Annotated in this window: 12 protein-coding genes; 9 read left to right on the top strand and 3 right to left on the bottom strand. The window is 63.6% G+C overall.

The window, feature by feature from the left end; translation table 11 throughout:
• Nucleotides 1–44: 44 nt before the first annotated feature.
• Both V1288_RS00685 and V1288_RS00680 read right to left on the bottom strand, forming a co-directional pair.
• Nucleotides 45–1,295 carry a Zn-dependent hydrolase gene (locus V1288_RS00685; protein WP_334355248.1) on the bottom strand — a complete coding sequence of 417 codons (1,251 nt, stop codon included), beginning with the start codon at nucleotides 1,293–1,295 and terminating at the stop codon, nucleotides 45–47.
• 43 nt (nucleotides 1,296–1,338) lie between these two features.
• Complete coding sequence (locus V1288_RS00680; RefSeq protein WP_334355247.1) at nucleotides 1,339–2,256, bottom strand: LysR family transcriptional regulator; 918 nt, start codon at nucleotides 2,254–2,256, stop codon at nucleotides 1,339–1,341.
• Between the two features lie 120 nt (nucleotides 2,257–2,376).
• Between V1288_RS00680 and V1288_RS00675 the strand changes: the two genes are divergently transcribed.
• The 6 genes from V1288_RS00675 to V1288_RS00650 all read left to right on the top strand — a co-directional run bounded on the left by V1288_RS00675 (nucleotide 2,377) and on the right by V1288_RS00650 (nucleotide 7,993).
• Nucleotides 2,377–3,198, top strand: coding sequence for a putative hydro-lyase (locus tag V1288_RS00675; protein WP_334355246.1), 822 nt, complete (start codon nucleotides 2,377–2,379; stop codon nucleotides 3,196–3,198).
• 82 nt (nucleotides 3,199–3,280) lie between these two features.
• The gene (locus tag V1288_RS00670) at nucleotides 3,281–4,525 is read left to right on the top strand and encodes an ABC transporter substrate-binding protein (protein ID WP_334355245.1); all 1,245 of its coding nucleotides are present in this window, start codon (nucleotides 3,281–3,283) and stop codon (nucleotides 4,523–4,525) included.
• Nucleotides 4,526–4,709: 184 nt separating this feature from the next.
• A complete protein-coding gene (locus tag V1288_RS00665; protein WP_442893896.1) occupies nucleotides 4,710–5,594 on the top strand; it encodes a branched-chain amino acid ABC transporter permease in 885 nt (294 codons plus the stop codon).
• Complete coding sequence (locus V1288_RS00660; RefSeq protein WP_334355244.1) at nucleotides 5,594–6,574, top strand: branched-chain amino acid ABC transporter permease; 981 nt, start codon at nucleotides 5,594–5,596, stop codon at nucleotides 6,572–6,574. Before V1288_RS00665 ends, V1288_RS00660 begins: the two co-directional genes overlap by 1 nt.
• On the top strand, nucleotides 6,571–7,305 hold the full coding sequence (locus V1288_RS00655; RefSeq protein WP_334355243.1) for an ABC transporter ATP-binding protein: 735 nt from the start codon (nucleotides 6,571–6,573) through the stop codon (nucleotides 7,303–7,305). The genes V1288_RS00660 and V1288_RS00655 overlap by 4 nt, the downstream gene beginning before the upstream one ends.
• Nucleotides 7,289–7,993 carry an ABC transporter ATP-binding protein gene (locus V1288_RS00650; RefSeq protein WP_334355242.1) on the top strand — a complete coding sequence of 235 codons (705 nt, stop codon included), beginning with the start codon at nucleotides 7,289–7,291 and terminating at the stop codon, nucleotides 7,991–7,993. Before V1288_RS00655 ends, V1288_RS00650 begins: the two co-directional genes overlap by 17 nt.
• Before the next feature lie 170 nt (nucleotides 7,994–8,163).
• Here the strand turns inward: V1288_RS00650 and otnC are convergent, their stop codons facing one another.
• A complete protein-coding gene (gene otnC / locus V1288_RS00645) occupies nucleotides 8,164–8,826 on the bottom strand; it encodes a 3-oxo-tetronate 4-phosphate decarboxylase (protein WP_334355241.1) in 663 nt (220 codons plus the stop codon).
• A gap of 128 nt (nucleotides 8,827–8,954) precedes the next feature.
• Here otnC and ltnD point away from each other — a divergent pair, with 128 nt between their 5' ends.
• The 3 genes from ltnD to otnK are packed head-to-tail and all read left to right on the top strand — an operon-like array spanning nucleotide 8,955 to nucleotide 11,952.
• On the top strand, nucleotides 8,955–9,869 hold the full coding sequence (gene ltnD / locus V1288_RS00640) for an L-threonate dehydrogenase (protein WP_334355240.1): 915 nt from the start codon (nucleotides 8,955–8,957) through the stop codon (nucleotides 9,867–9,869).
• Nucleotides 9,870–9,895: 26 nt separating this feature from the next.
• Nucleotides 9,896–10,678, top strand: coding sequence for a 2-oxo-tetronate isomerase (gene otnI / locus V1288_RS00635; RefSeq protein WP_334355239.1), 783 nt, complete (start codon nucleotides 9,896–9,898; stop codon nucleotides 10,676–10,678).
• A complete protein-coding gene (gene otnK, locus V1288_RS00630) occupies nucleotides 10,675–11,952 on the top strand; it encodes a 3-oxo-tetronate kinase (RefSeq protein WP_334355238.1) in 1,278 nt (425 codons plus the stop codon). The genes otnI and otnK overlap by 4 nt, the downstream gene beginning before the upstream one ends.
• Nucleotides 11,953–12,111 lie beyond the last annotated feature (159 nt).

The raw sequence follows: 12,111 nt of genomic DNA, 5'->3' as shown, positions 1-12,111 counted from the left end.
TCCCCAAGTTCTGTTTATCAAGTTCTGTTTATCAAGTTCTATTATCAGGATACGACACCGGCCAGCGCCAACACGGTATGCATCAGCACATTGGCGCCAGCCGCGCAATCGGCCTGCGTGGCGTCTTCCAGCTCGTTGTGGCTGATGCCGTCCTTGCAGGGTACGAACACCATCGCCGCCGGCATCACGGTGTTGAGGTTGCAGGCATCGTGGCCGGCGCCGGAGGTGATGCGGCGATGGGAAAGCCCAAGCATCTTCGCGGCATTCTCCACCGCGTCCACGAGTTTGGGATCGAAATGCGTCGGCGGTTTCCGCCAGATCAGGTCGAACTGGACCTCGACCCTGCGCCGCGCCGCGATCTCGGCAATCGCGGCACGCAAATCCTTATCCAGCGCATCCATGATGGCGGCATCCGCGCTGCGGCAGTCGACCGTGAAGGCGATCTCGCCAGGAATGACGTTGCGCGAGGGGTTGGCAATCACGGCCTCGCCGACGGTGCCGACGGCCTTCGGCCCGTGCTTCTTCGCAATGGCCTCCATCGCCAGCACGATTTCCGAGAGCGTCGCCAGCGCGTCGCGTCGCAGCGGCATCGGCGTCGAGCCGGCATGGCTCTCGAAACCGGTGATCTTGCCGTCGTACCACAGCACGCCCTGGCCGGAATCGACCACGCCGATGGTCTTGTTTTCGGCTTCCAGGATCGGCCCCTGTTCGATGTGCAGTTCGACAAACCCAGAGAATTTCTGCGTCCCCACCGGTCGGTCGCCGCGGTAACCGATGCTGTCGAGCGCCTGCGCCACCGTGACGCCCTCGGCATCCCGGCGCGACAAAATGTCGTCGGTGGTGAAATCGCCGACATAGGCAGCGGAAGCCATCATCGCCGGCGCAAACCGCGAGCCTTCCTCGTTGGTCCAGTTGCAGACGCAGATCGGCATCTCGGTTTCGATCCCGGCATCGTTGAGCGTGCGGACCACTTCGAGTGCCGCCAGCGTGCCGAGCACGCCGTCATATTTGCCGCCGGTTGGTTGGGTATCGAGGTGGGAGCCGAGGCCAACAGGAGCCTTCGACATGTCGCGGCCCTTGCGCAGGCCGAACATCGAACCCAGCGCATCGACATGGACTTCGAGCCCCGCGGCTTCGCAGGCGTTGCGGAACCAGTCGCGCACCTGCTTGTCCTCAGGCCCCAGCGTCAGCCGCCGCACACCGCCTTTCGGCGTCGCGCCGAATTTGGCAGTTTCGTGAATCGTGTCCCACAGCCGGGCGGAATCGATTTGCAGGTTGGACGCGATTTTTGTCATGGGGTGCTTCCGGACATCAGGCGGTACGCGCGAGAGATCGCTTTCAATGACGCGCCTGCGGCGGCGCGTCAACAATGACGCCGCCGCGCGCAAGGCTGGCGGCGAGTTCGACCACGCGCTCGACTGCGACCGTATCGGGGGAGGCCAGCCAGCTTGCCGAAAACGTCAGCGGAGCCATCTGCAGATCGGTCGGCAGCAATTGAAGCCGCCCGCTCGCCATTTCGCTCTCGACGATCGCGGTCGGTATCAGGGCGATGCCGAGACCTTCGATCGCCATGTGGATAATGGTTGCGAGCGATGCACTGGCATGCAGGCGTATCGGCGGCAGGTCAGGGCGGTTGAACAGGGAGCGCACGATCTCATAGGGCTGGGTGCGGCGCGAAAATGTGATGATCGGAAATTTTGCCAGATCGTGCAGGGTCAACTCATGCTTGCCGAGGCCAAGCGAGGGACTCGCCAAAAAGCCCACGGGATAATCACACAGTGTCCGGTTGTTGACCATCGGCGCCGTCAGCGGCCCGAGTACGAATGCAAGCTCGATTTCCTGCGCAAGTAGCCGCGTCCGCAAATTCGAGGTGATGTCGACTTCGATTTCGAGCGAGAGGTTCGGGTAGGCATGGTTGACGCTCTTGATCAGTTGCGGCAGCCAGGTGTGCACGATGGTTTCGGCTACGCCGAGCCGCAGCACGCCGCGCATCGCGGAATGATCCCCCACGACCGCCATCATTTCCGAGCGCAGCCCGATCAGCTTCTCGGCATAGACCATCAATTGCCGCCCGCTCGGCGTCGGCAGCACCATGCGGCGATCGCGCTGTAACAGCTTCACGCCTACTTCGCGTTCGAGCTGCGCGATCCGTTGTGAGATCGCAGGCTGCGTGGTGTTGAGCTTCTGGGCGGCGCCGCGGAAGCTGCCGAGCGTCACCACCCACATGAAAGTCTCAATTGCCTTGAAATCAGTCATGCACTCTCTGCCCGCAGATTGATAAGCTGTATTTATTTAACTTGATTAAAAAAGACGATTAGACATTATCATAGTCGTATGCGGGAGTGGATGTCGACAAGAATGGAAGCGGGGACAACGATGACCAGCTTGGCGAGGACGGAAACACGCGGCCACGATACGGCGGATTTATCGCCGAGCGTCGCGGCCCGGCACGCCTGCCGCACTGGCATGGCCCATCACACGGCGGGCGTCGCCAACGGCTTCGTCCAGGGCAATCTTGCAATTCTGCCGGAAAAACTCGCAGGCGCTTTTCATCGCTTCTGCCAGCTCAATCCCAAACCCTGCCCGATCATCGGCATGTCCGACGTCGGCGATCCCCGCATTCCCGCCCTCGGCATCGATCTCGACATCCGCACCGACCTGCCGCGCTATCGCGTCTGGCGCGACGGCGAAATCGTGGAGGAGCCGACCGACATCATGGCGCACTGGCGCGACGATCTCGTCGCCTTCGTGCTCGGCTGCTCGTTCTCCTTCGAGGAGGCGCTGTTGGAGGAAGGTCTGCCGATCCGTCATATCGAGCGCGATGTGCGCGTGCCGATGTTCCGCACCAACATCGCCTGCAGCCCCGCGGGCCCGTTTGCCGGTCCGATGGTGGTGACGATGCGGCCGTTCAAGCCGGCGGAGGCGATCCGCGCGGTGCAGATCACCTCGCGCTTCCCCTCGGTGCACGGTGCGCCGGTTCATATCGGCCTTCCCGAGTCGATCGGCATTGCTGACCTCGCCAAACCCGACTACGGCGATCCAGTACCGGTCGAGGCGGACGAAATTCCGGTGTTCTGGGCCTGCGGCGTGACCCCGCAATCGGTCATCCAAGCCGCCAAGGTGCCGTTCGCGATCACGCACGCGCCCGGATTGATGCTTGTGACCGATCTCAGGAATAAAGCGCTTGCCGTGCTTTGATGCAGCGCTTGCTGATCATTGAGGCTTTACCTAACCCTTCGCCCGTTTCATCGACAGTTGCGGACCAACAGAGGATATCGCCATGAACATCACGCGCCGAAATGTGCTGCTTGGAGCTACCGCCGCCGCAGCGCTCGGACCCATCGCGGCCCGCGCCCAGACTTCCGAGGTGGTGATCGGTGTGATCTATCCGTTCTCCGGCGCCAGCGCCCAGATGGGCGTCGATGCGCAGAAATCGTTCGAGACCGCGCTCGACATCATCAACAAGAATCACGATTTCGATCTGCCGCTGGCAAAAGGCGAAGGCCTGCCCGGCCTCGGCGGCGCCAAGATCCGCCTCGTGTTCGCCGACCATCAGGCCGATCCGCAGAAGGGCCGCGCCGAGACCGAACGCCTGATCACCCAGGAAAAGGTCTGCGCCGTCATCGGCACCTATCAGAGCGCGGTCGCCGTCACCGTCAGCCAGATCTGCGAGCGCTATCAGATCCCGTTCATCTCGGCGGATAACTCATCGCCGAGCCTGCATCGCCGCGGCCTCAAATTCTATTTCCGCGCCGCTCCCCATGACGAGATGTTCTCGGCCGCCATGTTCAATTTCTTCGACGCGATGAAGAAGAAGGGCGCCAAGATCGACACGCTGTCGCTGTTCCACGAGGACACCATCTTCGGCACCGACTCCGCCAATACCCAGCTCAAGCTGGCGGCCGATCGCGGTTACAAGATCGCCACCGACATCAAGTATCGCTCCAACTCGCCGTCACTCTCGGCGGAAGTGCAGCAGCTCAAGACCGCGAACGCCGACGTGCTGATGCCCTCGAGCTACACCACCGACGGCATCCTGCTGGTCAAGACGATGGCCGAACTCGGCTACAAGCCGAACGCGATCGTGGCGCAGGACGCCGGCTTCTCCGAAAAGGCGCTCTATGACGCGGTCGGCGACAAGCTGGAAGGCGTGATCTCGCGCGGCAGCTTCTCGCTCGATCTCGCCGCCAAGCGGCCGATGGTCGGCAAGGTCAACGCCATGTTCAAGGAGAAGTCGGGCAAGGACTTCAACGACCTGACGTCACGGCAGTTCATGGGCCTCCTGGTGATGGCGGAAGCCATCAACCGCGCCAAGTCGACCGACGGCGAGAAGATCCGCGAGGCGCTGGTCGCGACCGACATTCCGGGCGAGCAGACCATCATGCCCTGGAAGCGCGTCAAGTTCGACGAGATGGGCCAGAACAACGACGCCGACCCGGTGCTGCTGCAATATATCGGCGGCAAGTTCGTCACCATCTTCCCGCCGCAGGCTGCGATTGCTGAAGCCGTCTGGCCGATGAAGTAGGGCATCGTATTCTGGAGGCGCATCACAAACGCAGCGTCGTCCCTGCGAACCCAGGGACCCATACGCCGAGGAGCATCGGTTTCATCGTGGCCTCACATCCTTCCTTCACATGCAACTCCGGTGGCAATGGGTTCCTGCTCCGTGCGCAACCGCGCACCAGGCAGGGACGACGAGCGATGGGGGTATGCCGGTGACCGCCGAGACCATCATCCAGAGCCTCGCAAGCGGCCTCCTCATGGGGCTGCTCTACGGCCTCATCGCGGTCGGCCTCGCGCTGATCTTCGGCCTGATGGACGTCGTGAATTTCGCCCATGGCGAATTCCTGATGATCGCGATGTACGCGACATTCTTCCTGTTCGCGTTCTTCGCGATCGATCCACTACTATCAGCGCCGTTGGTCGCGGCGGCACTGTTCGTGTTCGGGGCGGTCGTCTATCTGTTAATTGTGCGCTTTGCCGTGCGCGCAAAAGCCAACGCCGGCATGGTGCAGATCTTTTCCACGTTTGGGCTGGCGATCGTCATGCGCGGCCTGGCGCAATACTTCTTCACGCCGGACTACCGCAGCGTCACGCATTCATGGCTCGGCGGCAAGACCGTTTCGGTGGCCGGCATCTTCTTGCCCGTACCGCAACTGGTAGGCGCCTTGGTGGCGATCGCCGCATTCGGAGGACTCTATCTCTTCATCAATCGCACCGACTTCGGCCGCGCGCTCGAAGCGACCCGCGAGGACGCCGGCGCCGTGGCGCTGGTCGGCATCGACAAGAACAAGGTGTTCGCGCTGGGCTGGGGTCTGGGCGCGGCGCTGGTCGGTCTGTCCGGCGCAATCATGGCGATCTTCTTCTACGTCTATCCCGACGTCGGGGCTTCATTCGCGCTGATCGCCTATGTGACGGTGGCGCTCGGCGGCTTCGGCAGCGTGTTCGGCGCCTTCGCCGGCGGCATCATCGTCGGTCTCGTCGAGGCCACGACCGCGTTGCTGCTGCCGCCTTCGCTCAAAGCGGTCGGCATCTATGCGGTCTATCTCCTGGTCGTCTTTGTCCGGCCGCGCGGCCTGTTCGGATCGATGTGATGGATACCGCTTTCGCAGAACGCCGGCGCCGCGACCTCATCGTCGCATTTGTTCTCGCCGCAATCGCCGCCGTCGTGCCGCTGTTCGTCAAGGACGTTTATGTCCAGAACATCATGGTGCTGACGCTGATGTGGGGCGCGCTGTCGCAGAGTTGGAATATTCTTTCCGGCTACTGCGGCCAGATTTCGCTGGGCCACGCGATGTATTTCGGGATCGGCGCCTACACCACTGCGCTGTTGTTCACCAAGTTTGGCGTGCTGCCCTGGTTCGGTATGCTCGGCGGCGGCATCATCTCTGCCGTCATTGCAATGGCGCTCGGATATCCGTGCTTCCGGCTGCGCGGCCACTATTTCGTCATCGCCACCATCGTCATCGCCGAGATCGTGCTGCTCTTGTTCCACAACTGGGATTGGGCGGGCGCGGCCATGGGTATCGATATCCCGGTACGCGGCGATAGCTGGCTGAAATTCCAGTTCACGCGCAGCAAGCTGCCGTATTTCTACTTCGCGCTGGCGCTGGCCTGCGTCGCCTGGTTCGTCACCTGGTGGCTGGAAGATTCCAAGTGGGGCTACTGGTGGCGCGCGGTGAAGGACAATCCGGACGCGGCCGAAAGCCTCGGCGTCGTCGTGTTCAATTCCAAGATGGGGGCGGCCGCAGTGTCGGCGTTCCTGGTCGCGGTCGGCGGCAGCTTCTATGGGCAGTTCGTCTCCTACATCGATCCTGAGAGCGTGATGGGTTTTCAGTTCTCGCTGCTGATGGCGCTGCCGGCCGTGCTCGGGGGCATCGGAACGCTCTGGGGTCCGCTGCTGGGCGCGGTGATCCTGATTCCACTCACGGAACTGACGCGCTCCTTCATCGGCGGTTCCGGCCGCGGCGTCGACCTGATCGTCTATGGCGGCCTGATTGTCGCGATCTCGCTGGCTCGGCCGCAAGGGTTGGTCGGCCTGTTCTCTCCCAGGCGCAAGGAGGCGGCCCGATGACGACGCCACTCCTCGAAACCCGTGGCGTCTGGCAACGCTTTGGCGGCCTGATTGCCAACAGCGACGTCTCGATCTCGGTCGGGCGCGGTGAAATCGTCGGCCTGATCGGCCCGAACGGCGCCGGCAAGTCGACGCTGTTCAACCTGATCGCCGGCGTGCTGCCGCCGACCCAGGGCTCGATCATCTTTGACGGTGAGGACGTCACCGCGCTGCCGGCGGCGGAACGCTGCCAGCGCGGCGTTGGCCGCACCTTTCAGGTCGTGAAGAGTTTTGAGACCATGACCGTCGTCGACAACGTCATCGTCGGCGCGCTGGTGCGATCGACCGTGATGCGCGATGCCCGCCGCAAGGCGCATGAGGTGCTGGAATTTTGCGGCCTCAGCCCGCGCGCCAACGTGCTGGCCAGCGATCTCGTGCCTTCCGAAAAGCGCCGCCTCGAGGTGGCGCGGGCGCTCGCAACCGAGCCGAAATTGCTGCTGCTCGACGAGGTGCTCACGGGGCTGACGCCGGTCGAAGCCAAGACCGGCGTTGAGCTGGTGCGCAAGGTGCGCGACACCGGCGTCACCGTGCTGATGGTCGAGCACGTCATGGAAATCGTGATGCCGCTGGTCGACCGCGCCATCGTGCTCGATCTCGGCAAGGTGCTGGTCGAGGGCAAGCCTTCCGAGGTGGTCCGCGATCCGAAAGTCATCACCGCCTATCTGGGAGACCGTCATGCTGTCGGTGCATGAAATCACCACCGCCTATCAGGGCCTGGTCGCGATCTCGGCGGTCTCGATCGAAGTCGCAAAGGGCGAGATCGTCTGCGTCGCCGGCGCCAACGGCGCCGGCAAGTCGACGCTGTTGAAATCGATCGCCGGCGCGGAGCGTCCGCGTTCCGGCACCGTGTCGTTCGACGGCACCCGGATCGACGGCATGGCGCAGCACGTCATCACCTCGCGCGGCATCGCCTATGTGCCGGAAAACCGGCGGCTGTTTCCGCGCCTGTCGGTGCGCGACAATCTCAGGCTCGGCAGCTACCTCTACCGCAGCGAGGCCAACCGCGAGGCGCCGCTCGATCTGGTCTTCAAGCTGTTTCCGCGCCTGCAGGAGCGGCTGGAGCAGCGCGCCGAAACGCTCTCCGGCGGCGAGCAGCAGATGCTGGCGATCGGCCGCGCGCTGATGACGCGGCCGCGGCTTTTGATGCTGGACGAGCCGTCGCAGGGCATCATGCCGAAACTGGTCGATGAGATCTTCCAAGCGGTCAAACGCATCCGCGACGCCGGCATGACCGTGCTGATCGTCGAGCAGCGCATGGCCGAATGCCTGGAGATTGCCGACCGCGCCTATATCCTGCAGACGGGGCGGGTGTTGATGCAGGGGAGCGCGGCGGACATCAGCGTCAATCCGGATGTGCGCAAGGCGTATCTGGGATTGTAAGCCTTATCGGGGGAGGCAAGCTCTCTCCACGTCATTGCTGTCGAGCGAAGCGAAGCAATCCAGAATCCCTCCGCGACGGCAGTCTGGATTGCTTCGTCGCTACGCTCCCTTGCGCAAACGCTTCGCGTTTGTCGCAGGCAATGACGTGGAGAGAGTTTGGCATATAATCGCTATGTATGCTCCCCATGCTCCGGTAGCGTCAGCCCGAAGGTGTCAGTCAAATCCTCCACCTGTGCCGGTGACAGAAACCTCGGGTTCAGCCCGCGCAGCAGCAGATATAATTTCGCCGTCTCTTCCAGTTCCTCGATTGCATACACCGCGGCTTCCAGCGTATCGCCCGATACCACCGGCCCATGGTTGGCGAGCAGCACGGACGAGTATTTGCCGGCAAGCCCCTTGATGGCGTCGGCCACATCAGGATCGCCGGGGCGATAATACGGCAGCAGCGCAGTGTGGCCGCATTTCATCAGATAGTACGGCGTCATCGGCGGCAGCGCGGCGCGAGGGTCGATCTCCGGGAGCATCGACAGGGCCACCGAATGGGTCGAATGCAGATGCACGACTGCGTGCGCCGCGCTGCGGGTCTGGTAGAGCGCCGTGTGCAGGGGCACTTCCTTGGTTGGCGCGTCGCCGGACACCAGCCGTCCGTCGGAACCGAGCCGCGACATCCGCGCCGGATCGAGCGAGCCGAGCGAGGCATTGGTCGGCGTCACCAGCCAGCCGCCGTCGTCGAGTTTCACGCTGATATTGCCCGAGGAGCCCGGCGTCAGCCCGCGCTCGAACAGCGAGCGGCCGAGGCGACAGATTTCCTCACGGATTCTGGTTTCGCTCATGTCAGTATTCCGGCGGTGTCTCGTTTTTTGTGTTGTCCCACGCTTTGGCAGCGCGGCCAAGCCGTGATACCCAGAGGCAAAGCCGCCGACCGGATGGCGGCTAAAATGAAGCATTGAGGGACCGCCGCATGCCAGAATCCGCAAAACTGCGCGTTGCCGTCGTCGGGCTGGGCTCGATGGGGTTCGGCATGGCGACTTCGCTGCGCCGGGCCGGGCTCGAAGTGACGGGCTGCGACGTCTCGGCGGACTCCGTGGCACGGTTCGTGGCCGACGGCGGCAAGGGCGCCGAAACGCCGGCGGACGCCGCCAAAACTGCCGACATCGTCGTCAGCGTGGTCGTCAACGCAGCCCAGACCGAGGCCATCCTGTTCGGTCCCAATGGTGTCGCCGAAACTCTGGGGAAGGGCGCGGTGTTCATCTCCTCGGCGACCATGGACCCCGACGTCGCGCGCCGGCTCGCCAAGCAGTTGGAAGCCACCGGGCGGCACTACCTCGACGCGCCGATTTCCGGCGGCGCGCAGCGGGCGGCGCAGGGCGAACTCACCATCCTCGCCTCCGGCAGCCCGGCCGCTTTTGAAAAAGCCCGCCCGGCGCTCGATGCGATGGCCGCAAAACTTTACGAACTTGGCGACGATGCCGGCCAAGGCGCCGCGTTCAAGATGATCAACCAGCTCCTCGCCGGCGTGCACATCGCCGCTGCGTCGGAGGCGATCGCGTTCGCCGCCAAGCAGGGCCTCGACATCCGCAAGGTCTACGAGGTGATCACGGCGTCCGCCGGCAATTCCTGGATGTTCGAGAACCGCATGCCGCATGTGCTCGACGGTGATTATTCGCCGCGCAGCGCGGTAGAGATCTTCGTCAAAGACCTCGGCATCATCCAGGACATGGCGCGCTCGCAAAAGTTCCCGGTGCCGGTGGCCGCTGCCGCGCTGCAGATGTTCTTGATGACGGCCGCATCCGGCATGGGCCGCGACGACGACGCCTCGGTGGCGCGGATGTATGCCAAGGTCACCGGCACGCATCTGCCCGGCGAGCCGAAGTAACAGCAAGATCAAGAAGGGGACGCTCGATGCCGCGTTTTGCCGCCAATCTCTCCATGATGTTCACCGACGTGCCGTTCCTCGATCGCTTCGAGGCGGCGGCCAGAGCGGGCTTCACCGCCGTCGAGTTCCTGTTTCCCTATGATCATCCGGCAGAAGCCGTCGGTGAGCGGTTGAAGCAGAACGGCCTGACGCAGGCGCTGTTCAACCTGCCGCCGGGCAATTGGGACGCCGGTGAAAAGGGATTTGCCGCACTGCCGGAGCGCTTTGACGATCTGAAGCGCAGCCTTGAGACGGCACTTCCTTACGCGAAGGCGACCGGCGTCAAGCGGCTGCATCTGATGGCCGGCATCGCCAATCGCAGCGAACCGAAAGCCGTCGAGCAGTTCTATAAATCGGTGACGTGGGCCGCGGAGTTCTTCGCGCCCCACGGTCTCGACGTCGTGATCGAGCCGATCAATGCCCGCAACGTGCCCGGCTACTTCCTCAACGATTTTGGCTTCGCGCGCGACCTGATCGCCGAGTTGAAGATCCCGAACCTGAAACTGCAGTTCGACATTTATCACTGCCAGATCATCCACGGCGACGTCACCATGCGGCTGCGCGAAATGATGCCGATCACAGGCCATGTCCAGATCGCAAGCATTCCCTCGCGCAACGAACCCGACGGCGAGGAACTGAACTATCCGTTCCTGTTCGCAGAACTCGACCGGCTCGGCTATGGCGGCTTCGTCGGCTGCGAATATAACCCGCGCGGCAAGACCACCGACGGCCTCGGCTGGTTCAAGCCCTATGCCGGAGTAAAGCCGTGAAATTGTCCTTGGGCTGCATCGCCGACGACTACACCGGCGCGTCCGATCTCGCCAACACGCTGACCCGTCAGGGCCTGCGCACGGTGCAGACCATCGGCGTACCTTCCGACGATCTTGCGCTGCCCGAGGTCGATGCGGTGGTGGTGTCGCTCAAGAGCCGCTCGATCGAGGCTGACGTTGCGGTTGATCGGTCGCGCGCCGCCGATAAATGGCTGCGCGGCCGCGGCGCCGGTCACGTGCTGTTCAAGATCTGCTCGACCTTCGATTCCACAGACGCCGGCAATATCGGCCCGGTCATGGATGCGTTGCGCGCCGATTCCGGCGATGCGATCGTGCTGGTGACGCCGGCCTTTCCGGAAACCGGCCGTACCGTCTACCAGGGCAATCTGTTCGTCGGTTCCGTACCACTGAACGAAAGTCCGCTGAAGGACCATCCGCTCAACCCGATGCACGATTCCAATCTGGTGCGGGTGCTGACGCGCCAGAGCCAGACCAAGGTCGGGCTGGTCGATCTCGCCACGCTTTCGCGCGGCGCGGACGCGGTTCGCGGACGCCTCGCCGATCTCGCCGGGAAGGGCATTGGCGCTGCCATCATCGACGCCGTGTTCGACCACGATCTGGAGACCATCGGCGGCGTCGCGCTCGATCATCGCCTGTCGGTCGGCGCATCCGGAATCGGCCTCGGTCTCGCACGGGCGCTGGTCGCCTCCGGTAAGGTGGCGTCGGCTTCCACGGGCGCGCCGACCGGCGCGCCGGTCGGCGGACCGGCGGCATGCCTTGCGGGAAGCTGCTCGCAGGCGACGCTGGCGCAGATCGCCAACGCCGAGAAGGCCATGGCCGTCCTGCATCTCGACCCCGAGCAGATCATCGCCGGTCCCGCTGAAGCCCGCCGGGCGCTGGCCTGGGCGACTGCGCGAATCACCGACGGCCCGGTCCTGATTGCCAGCAGTTCGACGCCGGATCAGGTCTCAGCTCTGCAATCTCGGCATGGCCGCGATGCAGCCGGGCATGCCATCGAGCAGGCGATGGCCGATATCGCCGAAGGCCTGGTGCGCTCAGGCGTGCGGCGGCTGGTGGTCGCGGGCGGTGAAACTTCGGGCGCCGTCGTCGATCGCCTGCGCATTCCCGGATTCCTCGTAGGCGAGGAAATCGCTGCAGGAGTGCCGGTTTTGCGCTCCGTCGGCGCCGGCACGGGCGAAATGCTGCTTGCCCTGAAATCGGGCAATTTCGGCGGCGCGGAGTTCTTCTCCGATGCACTGAAGCTGATGCGCTGACCGCTTCGCCCGCCATTTATTTCCTGGTGAGAACTGTCGCGTAGGTATTTGTACCGACGCGCATTAACTCAACCTGAGGACGTGTCGGGTTTGATATCCGCAACGAATCCTTTTCTCTTTTCCAACCTCTCTGCCTTTTGCCACCCGGCGCGTCCCACG

The organism is Bradyrhizobium sp. AZCC 2176 (assembly GCF_036924645.1).
Taxonomy (GTDB): Bacteria; Pseudomonadota; Alphaproteobacteria; order Rhizobiales; family Xanthobacteraceae; genus Bradyrhizobium.
The sequence above is the reverse complement of the archived record's forward strand: the minus strand, read 5'-3'. Positions and strand labels throughout refer to the sequence as shown.